Consider the following 17404-nt stretch of genomic DNA (forward strand, 5'->3'; position numbering starts at 1 on the left):
ACACAATGAGCGTTAGCTCGAGTACCGCTTTTGATCTCAGGGCCCGTCGGCAGGCTGAGTGGAGGGATTGATCCGGGGGTGGGAGCGTAGCGACCGTTTGGCGCAGCCAAACACATCGAGAGGAGGTGCAGCGCAGCAAACCGGAGGCGATGCCCCCCGGATGGATCCCGGAGCGAAGGGACCCGAGCCACGGCGAGGGCCGAACGTCAGGGTAAAGCCTTTTTGGTTATTTTTTCGCTGGGCCGGCATTCCGGCGTCTGGAAAAAGTGACCCGCCGTAAGGGCGGAACCGCCAGCAGCAACACCCGCAGCAACGGATATTCACCCAATCAGCCAATCAATCAAAACCCCACACTGGCCTGCACAAAAAACGTCCTCGGCGCCCCCACATACATCCCCGAGTTGTTATCGCTCGAACGGGTGAAGTACTGCTTGTCGAAGACGTTCTTCACCCCGGCCCCCAACTTCAGGTTCGACACCTGCGGCCCGAAGTCATAACCCCCGCGCACGTTCCAGGTCACGTAACCCGGGATATCGCCGTACTGCCCGTCGGCCGTGCCTTCGGTGATGTAGTTGCCGTTGAAGCTGCCGTCGGCATTCACACCGGTGCCCGGCGAACGCTGTTTGGACTGGGCGAAACCGTCGAGGTTGTAGGTCCAGCGGTTGATGTCGTAACGCAAACCGACGGTCGCCACCTGACGCGAATAGAACGGCAGATCACGGCCCTTGAAGCCCGGAATTTCGCCTTCGTAGGTCGCACGCGTGTAAGTGAAACCGGCGTTGGCGGTCAGGCCGTCAAGACGCGGATCCAGCGCCGCCATGTCGTAGTGCATCGAGGCTTCGATGCCTTGGTGCTTGGTCGCGCCGAGGTTGGTCCAGCCCACGTCGTTGCTGATGTATTGCAGTTCGTCGTCGAAGTCGATGTAGAACAGCGTCACCTCACCGCCCCACACATCATCGTTGTAGCGCGTGCCAATCTCGTAGGTCTTGGCTTTTTCCGGCTCCAGGCCATTGGCGGTCTGGTCACCCGAGCCGCCCTGCCCCAACTGAAAATACTGCAGGCTGCCGAACGAGGTTTCGTAGTTGGCGAACAGCTTCCACGCATCCGACAGGTGATACATCACGCTCAGCGCCGGCAACGGTTCGTTGCTTTCGATGCTGCGGTTTTTCGCCTGTACCGGTTTGCCGGCGGTGTCGAGCACGGCACGGTCATGCCAGTCGGTGCTGATGTGTTCGAAGCGAATGCCTGGGGTGACGGTCCAGTTGCCGACGTCGATTTTGTTGTCGACGTAGACCGAATTGGCTTCAGTGCCACCCGTACGATCCTGGAACACGTGGCCATCGGACGTCGGTGTCGCCACCGGCTGATTGTTGACCAGCGCCAGGCGGCTCGACTGCTCGTGCATCGCTTCTTTCAGGTAGCGATAGCCGACGCTGACTTCCTGGGTGGTCGGGCCGACATCGAAAATCCGCGACACCCGTGGTTCGATGCCCAAGGTGTAATACGAACGCGGGTACGAGCTGAGGGTTTTCTGGTCGCGGGCGGCGATGGTGCTGCCACGGAAGCTGTCGGTGTAGTAAGTCAGGATTTCCGCCTGAGTGCGTTCGTCGATCTGGCGGATCCATTTGAACGACACGTCTTTGCGCCGACCGGTGAACTGATCGTAGTCACGCACCGAGTCATACGGTTTGTCGTCGTACTGTTTTTGCGTCAAACCACCGGGCATGTCGGCCGTGGCGTCGTAGTAGTGGAAGTTGAGGCTGAAATCGTCCTGATCGGTCGGCGCCCAGTGCGTCTTGAGCAGCACGTCGTCGATGTCGTTGCCGTTGTTGCGCTCGCGGTAACCGTTGCCGTTGACCCCGGAATACAGCAAAGCCACGCCCATGCCGTTGTCGGCGGTGCCGCCAAGAAACGCCGTGTCGATGTGTTTCCAGCCACCGTACTGAGTGGTTTCCAGGGTGGTGCCGATTTCCCCGGTGGCTTTTTCCGGAATCGCGCGGGTGACGAAGTTGATCACCCCGCCAACGTTTTGCGGTCCATAACGCACCGAACCAGCGCCACGTACCACGTCGATGCTGTCGAGGTTGCCGGCGGAAATCGGCGCCATCGACAGTTGCGGCTGACCGTACGGGGCGAAGGCTGCCGGTACGCCGTCGATCAACACGGTGGAGCGCGGCGACAGACGCGAAGTCAGACCGCGCACGCCGACGTTGAGGGAAATATCGCTGCCACCGGTGCCGTTGGAGTCCTGCACCTGCACGCCCGGCACACGCTTGAGCACGTCGCTGACGTTCATCGCGCCCTGCTCGACCATCGCTTCGCGGCGGATCACCGTGCGCGCCCCGGGGTGGTTCTGCACCACAGCGGCGTCGGCGTCACCGAGCCAGTCGCCGACCACTTTGATGTCGGTCACGCCGAGCTCCAGCGGGCCATTGCTGGCGGCGGAAGTCGCGGCAGGCGCAAGGGTTACCGAACCTTCGTTGATCTGATACTCCAGACCGCTGCCTTGCAGTAACTGGCGCAAAGCCTGCTCCGGCGAGATATCACCATCGACTGCCGGCGCCTGTTTGCCAGCGACCAGGTCCGGGCTGAAAAACACTTGCAGCGCCGTCTGCTGGCCCAGCTCGCTCAGGGCCTGGCCCAGTGGCTGTGCGCGGATGTGGATCGCTTCGCCAGCGAACGCCAGCGGCATGGCAGCGTTGACCGCCAGCGCAAGGGCCAGCGGCAACCAAGGGGATTTTTTGTTGTTGGCAGTGGGGGTGTTCACGTCGTACGGAGTCCTGTGGATCGCAAGAGTGTGCGTCTGTTAATGCAAACCAGTTGCAGTTGAACAGGAAGACGATGAACTCGAAAAAAACCTGAACGCTATTTTGAAATTATTTCCTGACTGCCGTCCGCGAGGGTGCGCACGGCCACCGGCAGGATGCTCGGCAAGGCCTTGAGCAAGGCGTCGGTATTGTCGGACTTGAACACGCTGGTCAGGCGCAGACTGGCCACGGACGGGTTGGCGATGGTCAACGGCTTCTCACGATAGCGCGACACTTCGGCAGCAACTTCGCTGAGGCTGGCGTTGTTGAACACCAGTTTGCCGCTGCGCCATGCCGTCACTTGCGCCGAGTCGACCGCGTAGGCCTGCGCGACTTTGCCCTGAGCATCGACATCAGTGCCGAGGCCCGCGGTCAGGCTGATGAATTGATTATCCGGCGCCCCCCGCCCCTGCACTTTCACCGTGCCCTGCTCCACCGCGACGCGGGTTTGCATAACGTCGCGGCGCACATCGAAACGGGTGCCGGTGACCGTGACCTTGCCGCTGCCGGCCTCGACCACGAACGGGCGCGCGGTGTCGTGCTGAACACTGAACATTGCCTCGCCTTCGCTCAATTCGATCAACCGACGATCCTGTTCAAAGCGCACCTGCAAGCGGCTGCGACTATTCAGATCAATCACCGAACCGTCCGGCAGCGCCACATGCTTGCGCTCGCCCAACGCCGTGGCGAACTCGGCGCGGTAACTGCCCGGATGATTCAAACCGCTGAACAGGCCCAGCCCGAGCGCCACCGCCAGCACACTGGCGGCCACGGCATAACGCAGCAACGGCCGGCGTGCGCGGCGGGCTGGCGGGTTTTCAACCAGAGCTTTGAGGCGTGGCACCGGCAGCAGATCCGCCGCCGACCACAAGCCCTGCAGCAACTGGAATTCGTCACGGTGCTGCGGATGCTCAGTCAGCCAGGCGTCGAAGCGCTGCTGCTCGTCGGCGCTGATCGTTGGCTCCTGCAAACGCACAAACCAGCGAGCCGCGTCGTCACGCACCGTTGTTGGCCCGCACGCGCAATCACGGGTATCCATCATGGAATGTCCTGTTTGGCCGGGGATGAAAAAGCACGGTCGTTCATGACTGCAACCCGTCGAGGCGATCACGCAAGTGCCGAAGGGTGCGGATCATATACTTTTCGACCATGTTCTTGGACAACCCCAGGCGTTCGGCGATTTCCGCCTGAGTCAGGCCTTCGATCTTCTGCCAGACAAAAATCTTGCGGCAATTGACCGGCAGTTCACTGAGCGCCCGTTCGATGGAATCCGCCAACTGAATCGCATGCATGTAATGCTCCGGGTCGCCGGACAACGACTCAGCGTGATCCATGGCCTCCGATTCCATGACGCCCCGCCGATCCTCACGCCGATAACCGTCGACCGCGATATTGCGTGCGGTCTGGTGCAAATACGCCCGCGGCTGCTGCACCGCCGCCGAATCGGACTCAAGCACCCGCACAAAGGTGTCGTGCGCCAGATCCTCGGCCTGCGCACGATTGCGCAGGCGACGAGTCCAGGTGCCGATCAACTCTTCGTAATGCTCGAAAAATCCGGGTCTGCGGGGACGCATGGGGGATATGGGCGGCGTGCTGAGGAAAGGATGTGAATAGTAATGGTTACCATTAAGCCGAAGCAATGGATTCCTCGACCGACCGTCCGGGTCGCCTTTGCAGCTCAGCGTTTTATCGAAATCACACCACTCATGTAGTCATGCAGATCGCGCAGATCCTTAACGCTCCAGGCATGCGGCGGTATTTTTACCCCGTTCTCCTGCAATGTTTTCGGAATCAGGTTGCCGTTCGGGCGAAGGATGATCGACGACACAATCACGCCCGGATATTCATTCAGGCGTTTTTTGAACGCGGGCGTTGTCAGGTCAGGTGTTGGCGGATTGCTTTTATGCGCCAACGGCCCGGTGCCCTTTATATCGGCGCCGTGGCACACAGCGCAGCGCTGCGAATAGAGATTTTTTCCATTGCTGTTATCCGCGAAGGACACGGAGGTTTGAGCGATCAACAAAGCCCCGAGTACAGCGACGAATGCGGTTTTCATTGTTTGCCTCCCTGGCGTCTTTAAGGTCGCGCATGATGCGCGAGATTTAGCGCCTGGCGCAAAACAATGTGGGAGCGAGCCTGCTCGCGAATGCGCAACATCAGTCACTTATTGCATTGACTGAGCGGACGCTTTCGCGAGCAAGCGCGCTCCCACAGGGTTCGGTGGTGGATGCAGGTTCAAGTGCATCCACCACCGGCCATTGGATCAGCCTTTTTCGTCGATCCCGGCTTGCAGGGTCTGGGTGTCCAGATGCCCGCTCAGGGTGACCGGGCCGACTTTCAGGTTGCCGTTCTCCAAGGAAACCTTGGGTGCGTTTTCCTCGGCTTTATGTGGCAGATCAAGTCCGGCCTTCACGCCATAGTCACGGTTGCTCAGCTCAGCGCGACTGACCTTCGATCCGCCCAGATCCACCTTCCCTTCAGTAGCCGAAATCCGCGCGCCCGTCAGCTGCGTCGCGCCGCCGACTGCGAGGTTCACCCCTTGGCTGCCACTGATCCCAGACGTCTGCGCAACGCTGTCCTTGTGCGCATACTCGCCCTGCGCTTTCAGCGTCGGCTTGTAGTCGGTGCCGGCGAGTTGTTCCTTGTCGCTCGGTGGGTTTTTCTTCGCGGTCAGGCCCAGATCGACATCGACCTTGGCATGGTTGCTCGAATCCTGGCGACTCTCGACCTTCAGATCACCCGCGACTGTGCCGCTGACATCTTTAGCGTCGATCCGCGCACCCGCCAGCTGCGCATCACCGGCACTGTTCAACACCACATGGTCAGCCTTGATCTGGCTGTTCTGCTGGGTGCTGCCCTGCAAGTAATCCACACCCACCTTGGCGCCGGCATTGAAACCGTGGTCGCTGCTGGCCTTCTCATCCGCGGCGGTCGGGGTTTTGCGGCTCAAGTTGCCGCCGGCATTCAGCGCGACATTCCAGTTATTGCGGTTGTCGGTGGACTGCGCCGATTCCTGCACGTAACCGCCCTTCTGCGCGTCGATGCTGACGTTCGGTGCGCTGACTTGCGTGCCTTGCAGGTGAATCGAATCACCGCTTAGTGCGATGCCGCTCTGACTGTTGAGCTGGCCACCGCTGAGGGTTTGCGAATCCTCATTGACTCGACCGATATTGAAGTTGCCGCTCAGATTGCCGGCCTGATCGCGACTCTTCTCGCTGCTGGTTTTGCTGCCGCCACCCTTCAAGCCGCCGCCGAGATTGCTGCCAGTGGCGGTGTGAGTATCGGCGGCCGCTTGCAGATCAAGCTTGCCGTCGGCGTGCAGTACGATGGCGCCAGCGCTGTCGATCTTGCTGCCTTGCTGCAGCTGATTTCCGCCGCTGCCGAGTTGCACCGGACCGTTGCTGGTGATGCTCGCCACATGGGCCTGGGTGTCAGTGGTCTGCTTGCCGGTGTGATCGAGCTGGAAACCGGCGCCGAGGTCGACGTTGGTGCCGTCGGTCCCCGGCAAGGTGCCGACCGTCAGAGAGCCACTGCCACGCAGGCTGCTGTCGTTGCTGTGCTGGCGGTTGTTGGCCTGATTCAGCGCCAGATCACCGCCGGTGTTGATGCTCACTCCGCCCTGCCCGCCATCGAAACGGCTGCCTTCGAACTGCGCATCGCCACCGACCTTGATATTCACACCCTGGCTGCCGGCATAAGCGCCGACGACGGCGGTGGAACTGTCCTTGCTCGACGCACTGCTGCCACCCGCGCCGCTGCCAGCGACGTTCACGTCTTCACCGGTCTTGGTGTAGACGCGCACATCGACCTTGGCATCCACCGCATCAGCGCTGCTGTTGTGCGTGTTACTCGCGGCGTCGGCAAGCAGTTTGTCAGCGCTGATGTTCACCTGGCCGGCGCTGGCGTTGTATTGCGTGCCTTGGTCGTGCAGCGTGCCAGTGGTTTTCACATCGACAGTGCCGCCGTCAAAACGGCTGACCACAGCGTTGCTGCTCTGCTCGGATTTGCTGGCGCTGCCATGACCGACCGCAACGTCGATACCGACATTCGGCTGACCGAGATTGGCCAGCGAGTCCTTGTCCGGCACCTTGCCGTTGAGCACGTCCTTCACCGCGCCAGCGATCGGCCGAGCAATATCTTTGTATTCGACGTTGGCACCGATGTCCGCCGACCAGTTGCTCTCGCTATGCGTGCTGCTGTCAGTGTTGCTGGCCGCACGGTTGTCGATCTCGTTGGCGGCAATATTCAGACCGTTACCGGCCTTGACCTGCGCACCTTCGGTGGCGAGTTTGTCGGCATTGATGGTCAAGCCACCGCTGCTCTGTACGCTGGTGGTCTGTGCGGTGGTTTTGCTGGTCGAATCCTGCGCAGTGCCGTGGGCGAAATCGACGCCACTGCCAGCACGGTCGAGGCCGCCGGTGTAGTAGAAACCGCCGCCGGTGCTGGAGGTGTCGGTGGAGGTTTTGTGGCTGTCTGCCTCGGCCAGCAACGACACGTTTTTGCCGCTCAACGTTGTGTCGCCAGCGGTGGATTTCACCTCCGCGCCTTTGAGCGTGACGTCACCGCCAGCCTTCACCTGCACACTGCCGCCGCTGAGGCTGGAGCCTTGCTGAGTGACATCATTACGGGTCACGGTTTGCTGTTTGTCTTCGTAGTGAATCCCGGCGCGATATTGCTCTGGCGTTTGTTCTTTGGCGTAAGCATCGAAGCCACGGGTTTGCGTGGTGTCAGTGCTGTCGTGAGTGTTCTGCGCCGAATGCACATTCACATCCCCCGTCGCATCCGCCGTCAGCGCGCCACCGGCTTTGACCGTCGAGCCGGCGACCTCAATGTCCTTGGCGCTCTTGAGCTTGAGGTTGCTATCGGACACCAGTTCGCTGCGCACCGTGGTGCTGTCTTTGCTGTTCTGGCGCGATTCGTCCTTGGTGATGCCGAAGAACTTGCTGTCCTTGTCGTGGTTATTGCTGTGCGTGGTGTCCTGCACGCCGTCGATGATCAGCGAACCCTTGTCGCTGATCACGCTGGCGTCGGTGCCGCCGCGCACCTGACTGCCGCTGATGCGCACGTCGTCAGCCTTGACGATCAGTTTTGCGCCGGCGTTGACCTTGCTGCCCTGATGCCGGGTCTGGCCCTTGTCGGCATCGCCGGTCTTGCCGAAGAAACCACCGCCGACGAGGTCACCGGAATAGCGGTTGTCACTGCTGCGGCTGGTCCGTGTGGCGGTGCTGATGTCCACCTGTTTGCCCGCCAGATGCAGGTCACCGGCGCTGTTCAGTTCGGCGCCGTCGGAGCGCAGCAAGGCGGCGGTTTGCAGGGCGATGTTGCCAGCCTTCAACTGGCTGGTGACGCTGCGCTGCTCCTCGTTGCTGCTGTTCCAGTCGGCTTTCCACAGGTGTTTGCGGTGGTTGCCTTGATCGGTCTGGGTGTGGCTTTCAGTGGCGGCAGTCAGGCGCAGATCGCCACCGCTCTGCACGTCGAGCTTCCGCGCCGCGTCGACCTTGGCGGCTTTCAGTTCGGTGTCTTTACCGGAGGCCAATTTCGCGTCGCGACTGGCGACGATCTGGCTGCCGTGCTGACGGGTTTCGCTATCGGTCTGGGTGCGGTCATAGGTTTCCCAGGTGATACCGATGGTGCTGTTGTTCCAGTTCTCGCGTTTTTCCTGGAGCTTGCGGCTTTCGACCGTGCTCAGGGTCAGATTGCGTTTGGCCTCGACGGTGACGTCACGGCCACTGACATCGGTGGCGGCCAACGTCAGGTCCTTGCCACTGTGCAGACCGATATCGCCCTGATTGCTGCGAATCCCGGCGCGGTTGACGTTGAGGCTGTTGGCCACGGCTTCACCGCTGACACTAAGGTCGCCGGCCGAACGAATCTGCACACCGTCACGCCCGGCGACTTGTACCGCACCCACCCGCACGCCGGCACCTTCGGCGGTGCTGACAATATTGATGCGCCCGGCCTGCATCGCGCCGAACAGGCTGGCGTCGATGCGTTGATCAGAAGTGTTGCCCGCCGGATCCACGGTTTTCACCTGACCGCTGGCGTAGTCGACCTGATTGCGCCCGACCGTGAGGTTCAGTTGATCGCGGGCGGTGAGCGCGCCCTGGCTGTCGATACGCGGCGCAATCAGGTTGATCGAGCCCTCGCCATTGCGCAGGCCACCGTTTTGAATCTGCAACTGACCGCTGGCGTCGCGGGTGTTCAGACCTTGCAGTTTGCCGTCATTCAATTCCGGGCGACCAACCACCAGACTGGCGTTCGGCGTGTTGATGAAACTGCCGCCATTGACCGAGATGCCGTTGGGGTTGGCCAGCACGTAATCGGCGGGGCGACCGAAGATTTCCTGCGCGCCGTTGATGGCGGACGGGTTGCGGCTGATCACTTCGTTGAGGATCACACTCGCGGCCTGCCCTTGCAGTTGTGGGTTGGCCGCCAGTTGCCCGGCGAGCTGCGATTGCCCGGCCTGCAAGGCGTTGTTCAGCACCACACCCTGACGATCGACGTTGTAATCGAGAAACTGGTTGTGCGACAGGCCCGAGCCATTGGGCGCGACGATGTTGACGATGGGCACACCGCCCTGGGTCTGCAATTGCGCGGTACCGCCCGGCCCGGGCGCGACGACGACACCACCGGCGAGAGCACTTGGCAGGTGCACGGCGAAGAACAGGCTGGCAATCGCCCAGCGCAATTTGCCCCGAGGCGAAAGATGAAATGCAAAAGTGTGTGCTGGCATAAAAACGTCTCCATGTAAGTACGGCATCACGTCGCGCGTTTTAGTCTTGGCCGTGGCTGTCGCGCTCAGGTCCGACGGCTGTTCGTTCACTGCGTTGTTTGTATGGATAGCGGTCATAACTGCAGCCCTACGCGCATCAGCCAGGTTTGCGGCTCGTGCAGCAGACCGCTTGGGGTGTTGAGGCTGCGTTGGTAATCGACGTCCACCTGCAGGTTTTTCCAGCCCAGGTTCAGGCCGACACTGGCGCCGCTCAGGCGTTGGCCTTGAGCGCCGTGATCAGCCTTGATCCAGCCGTGGTCGAGGCCCACGCGCGGCGTGATCTGCACCGGCCATGCGCTGCGCAGCGGCAGGCGCAGGGTGTTGCGCCAGATTGCGCCGCTGGCGCCCGAAGCGCTGCTGACCCGATAGCCGCGCACCGCCGAATCGTCGGTGCCGAGCAGTTGTTCGATCGCCGGCAACGGATCGGGGCTGTACTGCACGTTGAGCTGGCTCTGCCACTGCCACGCCTGCTCGCCGAGTTGACCGTTACGCCACTGACTGAGGCCGGCGCGGTACTTGCGAAACTGTGCCTTGGGCAGGTTGTTGATCGGTTGCTGCGCGTCGTCATCGGCACCGAGCCAGCGCAGGCCCTGCGCGTAATTGACGTCGAGGTTCCACACCGCACGGTCAAGCCAGAACAGATTGAGTCCGGCCTCGGCCACGGTCAGGGTCGGACTCTGAATGCCGAGCCGCACGTCTTGCAGGTAGCTATCGACATCCTTGTGCGCCAGTTGCAGGTTGGCGCTGAGCTGGCGGCTTTGGTCGCGCCACAACACGCGGTCGGCGCGCAGGCTGATCTGGTCGGTGATGCCGGTGCTGTGGAAGGTCACGCTCGGCAGTTTGAATGGCGCGCGGTATTCGGCATGGCTGGCGAACACACTGTAGGTCCAGTAGCCGTAAGGGATCGCGTAATACAGGCTGGCGTTGCGGTTATAGCGGTCGCCCTGATTCAACGTGTCGCTGGCGCTAAGGCTCAACAAGTCGTTGAGTTGCAGCGGACTGTCGAAGCTCAGGCTGACGCTGTCGCGATCACGTCCGGTGCTGGCGCTGCCGAGGTTGTCGATGCCCGCATTCAAGGCCCAGCGCGACTGCCCGGCAGTGCGCGAACGCAGGATGATCCGCGAAGCGCCGGGCTGGCTGCCGGAGGCGATGTCGGCGGTCAGATCGACCGAGCGCAGGCGATTGAGTTGATCAAGGCCTTGCTCCAGATCGCGCAGGTTCAGCGGCTCGCCAAGCATGCCGGGGAACGCACCGCCGAGGGACAGCGGCAAACGCTGATCGGCCAGCTCGATGGACTCGATGTAGCCCTCGTCGACCCTGATGTCCAGCGACTGCCCCGCCGCCGGCGCGCTGAGCAGATAAGGGCGACTGGCGATGTAGCCCTTCTCGACGTAAATCGCCGTGATGGTCGCCAGCAGATGGTTGATCTGCCTGACGCCCATGCACGGCGCGAGCAACGGTTTGATCCGCGCGTTGAGTTTGTCACTGTCGATCAGCGTGACGCCGCCGATGCGCGTGCCGCTTAACGGCCAGCACTGTTCATCGGCGGTGAAGGTTGGCGGTATGGCCGGGGTGACCGGCGCCGGGCCGAACGCGCCGCGCTCCAACTGCCGCTTTCTTTGCTCAAGTTGCAACTGTTGCAAATCGCGCTGCTGCTGTTGTTGCTGGCGCAGCACTTCCTGGCCCGGCGCGACAGGTTCGGCAGCTTCAATCGAGGAGGCACACACACTCAACACAAAGGCCGACAGCAGCGGGCAAAGCGTGGAACAACGACGAAAAAAAGCGCAAAACGGAAACGGCACGCAACTTCCTTGCGATCATCAAATGGCGCAATGCCATGTCATCAATGATCGTGATAGTCGGAGCCATTCCAAACAAAAGCAAGACGCTTCCTACAGCGCTTACATTTCTTAAACAATTGCTTTGCCTGGCTTTATTGTCAGCAGCAAAGCCACGGCGCTACTGGCTATCAGGGTTTCCCCGAGGGCTTGAAACCAGCCAGCGAGCATCAGCCCCGCGCCGATCAGCAGGTAATACATCAAGCCCAACAACGCCCCGGCGGTGCCCAACCGATCAGCGTAATCGGCCAGGGCCGAACCGAGAATGTTCGGGATCGCCAGGCCAAACGCCAACACCACCAGCAGCATCGGCAGCACGAACGCGACACTGCCCTGCAGCGACCACACGCCAAGACCACCGAGCAAGGCGATGCCAGCCGCGAGGCGAATCAACTGCAATGCCTTGAACCCGACCGTCAATAAGCGCCGGTTCAGCCATGCTCCAAAACCTGAGCCCAGTGCGAGGATCACACCGCTGTAACCGAACACACTGGCGTCCACACCCAACCGCTGAAACATGAACGGAGCGACGCTGTAATAGCTGAACAGCGCCACGTTGAATGAGGCGATCCACAGCGCCGAGCGCCAGATACCCGCGTCACGCAACATGCGCCCAAGCGTTTTGAACAGAGCAACATGGCCAGTCGGCGCTGGCCGGGTTTCCACCAAGGTGTAGCAACTCCATAACCACAACAACGTGGCCAGCAACAGCAACGCGGCGAGCACACCGCGATACCCAAAGGCCTGCACCAGGCTGGCGCCACTGAATAAGCCAAGCGCCGGGCTGGCCGCCAGCGCGATGCCCACCAGGGAAAACACCTGCGCCAGTTCGGCGCCTTTGAAGCGGTCGCGCAACACGGTCTGCGTGACCACCGACCCCACCGCCGCACCGAAGGCCGCCAACATCTGCGCCAGTAACAAACCGTTGAAACTGCTGACCCGCAGGCCTAAAAGCGTGGCAATTGCAAAGATTGCCAGGCCCGCGAGCATCGTCGGGCGTCGACCGATGCGATCGCACAAACGCCCCCACACCACCACCCCGACGGCAAACGCGAGGAAATGCACCGACAACGTCTGCGCGGCGGCTTGCGGGCCAACGTCAAATACCCGCCCGATATCACCGAGCGCCGGGCTGTACAGGGTTTGCGCGATCTGCGGAAACATCAGCAACGCAATCGCCAGCCACAGGAAATGTCTGTTGTTCATTCTTCATCACTCCTCGCATAAACCGCCGAGGAGTTTAAGAATTGCGCAGTGGCGTATTATCCAGACCCTGCCAACTAATCACTGAAATCGGACAATCCATGGCCTGGCTCGATGCCCACGCAACGTTTGACGCAGATCGCTATCAGGCACCGGTGATCGGTATTGCTTCGACCCTGGGCGATCACGACTCTGGTTTGCACCGCCATCAACGCGGGCAGCTGCTGTACACGCGACAAGGCTGCACGCGAATTACCCTGGCGCAGCAACTGTGCCTGCTACCGCCGTCGCGGGCGGCGTGGATTCCACCGGGTGTCAGCCATCGCGCGGTGATGCAACAGAGCGTCGACTACCGCTCGATCTATTTGATCCCCGAACTGTGCGCTGCACTGCCGCAGCAGGTCTGCGTGATTGAAGTCAGCCCGTTGTTGCGTGCGGTGCTGGAACCGATGGCGCTGGCGGATTTCGCCAGCGATTGGCAGCAGGGCAAACTCTCCCAACTGCTCGGCCTGTGTCTGAGCGAAATCGCTGAAGCGGCGCAGCAACCGATGCTGCTGCCGTTACCTCAGGACAAGCGCCTGGCACCCCTGTTGAAAACGCCTGAACGTCTGCCTCCGGAGTTGCAAGTGCTGGAGCAGCAGGTCGGCGCCAGCAGCCGCACCATCGGGCGAATCTTCCAGCGCGAAACCGGCATGAGTTATCAGCAATGGCGCCAGCAGTGGCGCTTGATGCGCGCGATGGAATTGCTCGCCACCGGGCGCAGCCTGAGTTACTGCGCGTTCGAATCAGGTTTTGCCAGCGATAGCGCTTTCATCGCCTTCTTCAAAACCATGACCGGCAGTACACCGGGCCACTGGCTCAAGTGAACAACTGACGATTGGCACCAGAAATAATTTGCCACCAAATATTACCTGCATCATATTACAGCCGTAATAACGATCCGCTTACGCAGGTAATCCGCCATGACTAGCATGCCCACCCTCGAACCTGTTGTGGTAAAGACCAAGCCGCCCCTGCTCAAACGCGTTTTGCTTCCGGGCGCAGGATTGCTCGCGCTGATTTTCGCCGGTATTTACGCCATGCACTGGTGGGGCGCCGGACGTTTTCTCGAAGAAACCGACGATGCCTATATCGGTGGCGACGTCACGGTGATCGGGCCAAAAGTCGCCGGCTATATCGAAGAAGTGTTGGTCAGCGACAATCAGCCGGTGAAGGCCGGCGACGTACTGATTCGCCTCGACGCTCGCGATTACCGCGCCAATCTCGCCAAGGCTGAAGGCGCTGTGGCGGCCGAAGAAGCCCTGCTGGCCAACCTCGACGCCACCGAGCAACTGCAACAGGCGGTGATCGGCCAGGCCCGTGCCGGCATCGACGCCGCCGGCGCCGAGACCGCTCGCTCGCGGGATGACAACGCACGCTACAAACGTCTGGTGACAACCAATGCCGTGTCGGTGGAAAGCGCCCAACGCGCCGACGCCACCTTCAAGACCGCGCAAGCCTTGAGTGCCCGCGCGCAGGCTGAACTGCTCGCCGCGCAACGCCAGCTCGCGGTGATCGACACGCAAAAACAACAGGCCCGCGCCGCCCTCCAGCAAGCCCGCGCCGAGCGGGATCTGGCGCAATTGAACCTGAGCTACACCGAATTGCGCGCCCCGGTCGACGGTGTGATCGGCAACCGCCGCGCACGCGTCGGCGCCTACGCCCAGGCCGGTTTACAACAGTTGTCGGTGGTGCCTGCCAGCGGTTTGTGGGTCGATGCCAACTTCAAGGAAGACCAACTGGCGCGGATGAAACCCGGCCAACGCGTGAGCATCCGCGCCGACGTGTTGTCCGGTCAGGAATTCCACGGCCGCCTCGACAGCCTCGCCCCGGCCACCGGTTCGCAGTTCAGCGTGCTGCCGCCAGAGAACGCCACGGGCAACTTCACCAAAATCGTCCAGCGCGTACCGGTGCGCATCCTTCTCGACCCCGCCGACGGCGTGCTGGGCCATCTGCGTCCAGGCCTGTCGGTGACCGCCGAAGTCGACACCCGCGCCCAGCCTGAAAACCGCGCCGTGGCCGTTGCACCATGAGCGCCACCCTCACCGCCCCGGCGCAACCGTTCAACGCGGCGGACATGGCCACCGCGACCAAGGTGTTCGCCTTCGCGACGATGTGCATCGGCATGTTCATCGCGCTGCTGGACATCCAGATCGTCTCGGCTTCGTTGCGCGATATCGGCGGCGGACTGTCCGCCGGCACCGACGAAACCGCATGGGTGCAGACCAGTTACCTGATCGCCGAAATCATCGTGATTCCGCTGTCGGGCTGGCTGTCGCGGGTGTTCTCCACGCGCTGGCTGTTCTGCGCTTCGGCCGTCGGTTTCACCGTCGCCAGCCTGTTGTGCGGCGTGGCCTGGAACATCCAGAGCATGATCGCTTTTCGCGCGCTGCAAGGGTTTCTCGGCGGTTCGATGATTCCGCTGGTGTTCACCACCGCGTTCTTTTTCTTCACCGGCAAACAACGGGTGATCGCCGCCGCGACCATTGGCGCGGTCGCCTCGCTGGCACCGACACTGGGCCCGGTGATCGGTGGCTGGATCACCGATATTTCCTCGTGGCACTGGCTGTTCTACATCAATCTGGTGCCGGGGATTTTCGTTGCCGTGGCGGTGCCGATGCTGGTGAAAATCGACCAGCCGGAATTGTCCCTGCTCAAGGGTGCGGACTATTTGAGCATGGTGTTTCTCGCGCTGTTTCTCGGCTGCCTGGAATACACCCTCGAAGAAGGCCCGCGCTGGAACTGGTTCAGCGACCGGACCATCCTGACCACTGCGTGGATCAGCGGCCTCGCCGGACTGGCCTTCATCGGCCGCACCTTGTACGTGGCCAATCCTATAGTCGATTTGCGCGCCCTGAAGGATCGCAACTTCGCCCTCGGCTGCTTCTTTTCCTTCGTCACCGGCATCGGCCTGTTCGCGACGATCTACCTCACGCCGCTGTTTCTCGGCCGGGTGCGCGGCTACAGCGCGCTGGACATTGGCCTGGCGGTGTTCTCCACGGGCGTGTTCCAGATCATGGCGATTCCGCTGTATGCCTTTCTGGCCAATCGCATGGACCTGCGCTGGATCATGATGATCGGTCTGGGCCTGTTCGCGGTGTCGATGTGGGAATTCAGCCCGATCACTCACGACTGGGGCGCGGGGCAATTGATGTTGCCGCAGGCGTTACGCGGGATCGCCCAGCAACTGGCAGTGCCGCCAGCAGTGACATTGACCTTGGGCGGGTTGGCGCCGGCGCGGCTCAAGCATGCGTCGGGCCTGTTCAACCTGATGCGTAATCTGGGGGGCGCGATTGGCATCGCTGCATGTGCGACCATTCTCAATGACCGCACCAACCTGCATTTCACGCGGTTGGCCGAGCACCTGAACAGCAGCAATGAGGCGATGAATCAGTGGCTGTCCCAGGTCGGCGGCAACCTCGCCGCGCTGGGCCAGAGTGGCGACGTCGGGGTCACCGCCAGCTTGCGCCAATTGTGGCTGCTGACCTACCGCGAGGCGCAGACACAAACCTACGGCGACACCTTCCTGATGATCATGCTGTGCTTCATCATCGCCACGGCGATGGTGCCCTTGATGCGCAAGGTGCAACCACCGGCCGCGCCGAGTGCCGATGCGCATTGATCCCGTATTTTACGTTCACCCACTTCCCCCCCGTAGGAGGCAGCCTGCTCGCGATGGCGGTGTATCAGCGAAGCAGCTGTCGACTGACACAACGCCATCGCGAGCAGGCTCCCTCCCACAGGGGCTATGTGTTGAAGCTTAAGCCTGCGGGGTTTTACGGAAACCCACGGCCAGGCGGTTCCAGCTATTGATGGTGCTGATCGCCACGCTCAGGTCGACCATTTCCTTGGGCGTGAACTGCGCGGCCACCACGTCATAGTCTTCGTCCGGAGCGTGAGTCAGGCTCAGTTGGGTCAGCGATTCGGTCCACAGCAACGCGGCGCGCTCGCGGTCACTGAAGAACGGTGCTTCACGCCAGGCGGTCACGGCAAACAGACGCCGCGGGGTTTCGCCTCCCTTGATCGCGTCGGCGGTGTGCATGTCGATGCAGAACGCACAGCCATTGATTTGCGAGGCACGCAGCTTGACCAGTTCGATCAGGCTCTTTTCCAGTGGCAGTTTGGAAACGGCGGTTTCCAGGGCGATCATCGCTTTCAGCGCGTCTGGGGAGGCGGTGTAGAAATCGGTACGAGGTTTCATGGTGACTCCGGGCAGCAAGTGAAGGTGTGGCTACGTTAGCCCCCGCTCTGCTCTCGGCAAATAGCCAATATTCGCGAAGATCAGGAGGCCACTCGCACCCGGCGTTGACCACTGGTCAGCCAATCGGCACCAAGGCGTCGGCGCGTCAGACCAATATCAGGTCAATTCCCTTTCTGGAGACGCACCATGATCACGCGCAAATTCACTTCATTATTCCTCGCCGGCCTGCTCGCCACCGCCTCGGCGGCCAGCTTCGCCGCCAACGATGGCGCGGATGCCACCGGCACCCGATCCGGCGGTGCCACCGGCTCGACCATGCCACCGGACAACACGCCGGGCGCGCCGTCCGGCGGTAGCAGTTCGGGTGGTTCGGGGTCGGGCACCGGCACCAATGGCGGCGCCAGCGGATCGGGCTCCGGTGCGGGTGGCGGCACCGGTTCGGCTGGCGGCGGGACTGGCGGTGCAGGCGGTGGCACGGGCGGCTGAACGCACAAGAGTCATCCGTGGTAAGGGCGTTGCCCTGTGCAACCGGCCTAACGACGCG

General features: G+C 61.8%; 12 protein-coding genes. 4 read left to right on the forward strand and 8 right to left on the reverse strand.

Going from position 1 to position 17404, the window contains the following annotated elements; translation table 11 throughout:
- Positions 1–340: 340 nt before the first annotated feature.
- The 7 genes from ACXX9E_RS23960 to ACXX9E_RS23990 all read right to left on the reverse strand — a co-directional run bounded on the left by ACXX9E_RS23960 (position 341) and on the right by ACXX9E_RS23990 (position 12623).
- Positions 341–2767 carry a TonB-dependent siderophore receptor gene (locus tag ACXX9E_RS23960; RefSeq protein ID WP_222832480.1) on the reverse strand — a complete coding sequence of 809 codons (2427 nt, stop codon included), beginning with the start codon at positions 2765–2767 and terminating at the stop codon, positions 341–343.
- Between the two features lie 98 nt (positions 2768–2865).
- Positions 2866–3849, reverse strand: a complete 984-nt coding sequence (locus ACXX9E_RS23965; protein ID WP_458556313.1) for a FecR family protein — start codon at positions 3847–3849, stop codon at positions 2866–2868.
- Between the two features lie 40 nt (positions 3850–3889).
- Positions 3890–4381, reverse strand: coding sequence for a sigma-70 family RNA polymerase sigma factor (locus tag ACXX9E_RS23970; protein WP_411353459.1), 492 nt, complete (start codon positions 4379–4381; stop codon positions 3890–3892).
- Between the two features lie 104 nt (positions 4382–4485).
- On the reverse strand, positions 4486–4863 hold the full coding sequence (locus ACXX9E_RS23975) for a c-type cytochrome (RefSeq protein WP_128614333.1): 378 nt from the start codon (positions 4861–4863) through the stop codon (positions 4486–4488).
- A gap of 207 nt (positions 4864–5070) precedes the next feature.
- Positions 5071–9540: a hemagglutinin repeat-containing protein gene (locus ACXX9E_RS23980; RefSeq protein ID WP_458556314.1), complete on the reverse strand. Its 4470-nt coding sequence runs from the start codon at positions 9538–9540 to the stop codon at positions 5071–5073.
- Positions 9541–9653: 113 nt separating this feature from the next.
- A complete protein-coding gene (locus ACXX9E_RS23985; RefSeq protein WP_458556315.1) occupies positions 9654–11381 on the reverse strand; it encodes a ShlB/FhaC/HecB family hemolysin secretion/activation protein in 1728 nt (575 codons plus the stop codon).
- A 108-nt stretch (positions 11382–11489) separates the two neighbouring features.
- Positions 11490–12623 (reverse strand): MFS transporter, encoded by a 1134-nt coding sequence (locus ACXX9E_RS23990; protein WP_340134104.1) that lies wholly within the window; start codon positions 12621–12623, stop codon positions 11490–11492.
- A 98-nt stretch (positions 12624–12721) separates the two neighbouring features.
- On the opposite strand from ACXX9E_RS23990, the gene ACXX9E_RS23995 reads away from it, so the two are divergent.
- The 3 genes from ACXX9E_RS23995 to ACXX9E_RS24005 all read left to right on the forward strand — a co-directional run bounded on the left by ACXX9E_RS23995 (position 12722) and on the right by ACXX9E_RS24005 (position 16281).
- Positions 12722–13486, forward strand: a complete 765-nt coding sequence (locus ACXX9E_RS23995; RefSeq protein WP_458556316.1) for an AraC family transcriptional regulator — start codon at positions 12722–12724, stop codon at positions 13484–13486.
- Between the two features lie 96 nt (positions 13487–13582).
- A complete protein-coding gene (locus ACXX9E_RS24000) occupies positions 13583–14692 on the forward strand; it encodes an HlyD family secretion protein (protein WP_458556317.1) in 1110 nt (369 codons plus the stop codon).
- Positions 14689–16281: a DHA2 family efflux MFS transporter permease subunit gene (locus ACXX9E_RS24005; RefSeq protein ID WP_458556318.1), complete on the forward strand. Its 1593-nt coding sequence runs from the start codon at positions 14689–14691 to the stop codon at positions 16279–16281. Before ACXX9E_RS24000 ends, ACXX9E_RS24005 begins: the two co-directional genes overlap by 4 nt.
- Positions 16282–16419: 138 nt before the next feature.
- Here the strand turns inward: ACXX9E_RS24005 and ACXX9E_RS24010 are convergent, their stop codons facing one another.
- Positions 16420–16860 (reverse strand): carboxymuconolactone decarboxylase family protein, encoded by a 441-nt coding sequence (locus tag ACXX9E_RS24010; RefSeq protein WP_123462158.1) that lies wholly within the window; start codon positions 16858–16860, stop codon positions 16420–16422.
- Between the two features lie 186 nt (positions 16861–17046).
- On the opposite strand from ACXX9E_RS24010, the gene ACXX9E_RS24015 reads away from it, so the two are divergent.
- Positions 17047–17346, forward strand: a complete 300-nt coding sequence (locus ACXX9E_RS24015; protein ID WP_123462156.1) for a hypothetical protein — start codon at positions 17047–17049, stop codon at positions 17344–17346.
- Positions 17347–17404 lie beyond the last annotated feature (58 nt).

It is taken from the genome of Pseudomonas sp. GNP014, from assembly GCF_054344005.1.

What these genes read in the sequence shown, in the direction of transcription:
- ACXX9E_RS24015 (WP_123462156.1), top strand. Translation starts at nt 17,047, where the DNA reads ATGATCACGCGCAAATTCACTTCATTATTCCTCGCCGGCCTGCTCGCC.
- ACXX9E_RS23980 (WP_458556314.1), bottom strand. Translation starts at nt 9,540, where the DNA reads ATGCCAGCACACACTTTTGCATTTCATCTTTCGCCTCGGGGCAAATTG.
- ACXX9E_RS24005 (WP_458556318.1), top strand. Translation starts at nt 14,689, where the DNA reads ATGAGCGCCACCCTCACCGCCCCGGCGCAACCGTTCAACGCGGCGGAC.
- ACXX9E_RS23970 (WP_411353459.1), bottom strand. Translation starts at nt 4,381, where the DNA reads ATGCGTCCCCGCAGACCCGGATTTTTCGAGCATTACGAAGAGTTGATC.
- ACXX9E_RS23965 (WP_458556313.1), bottom strand. Translation starts at nt 3,849, where the DNA reads ATGATGGATACCCGTGATTGCGCGTGCGGGCCAACAACGGTGCGTGAC.
- ACXX9E_RS24000 (WP_458556317.1), top strand. Translation starts at nt 13,583, where the DNA reads ATGACTAGCATGCCCACCCTCGAACCTGTTGTGGTAAAGACCAAGCCG.
- ACXX9E_RS23990 (WP_340134104.1), bottom strand. Translation starts at nt 12,623, where the DNA reads ATGAACAACAGACATTTCCTGTGGCTGGCGATTGCGTTGCTGATGTTT.
- ACXX9E_RS23975 (WP_128614333.1), bottom strand. Translation starts at nt 4,863, where the DNA reads ATGAAAACCGCATTCGTCGCTGTACTCGGGGCTTTGTTGATCGCTCAA.
- ACXX9E_RS24010 (WP_123462158.1), bottom strand. Translation starts at nt 16,860, where the DNA reads ATGAAACCTCGTACCGATTTCTACACCGCCTCCCCAGACGCGCTGAAA.
- ACXX9E_RS23995 (WP_458556316.1), top strand. Translation starts at nt 12,722, where the DNA reads ATGGCCTGGCTCGATGCCCACGCAACGTTTGACGCAGATCGCTATCAG.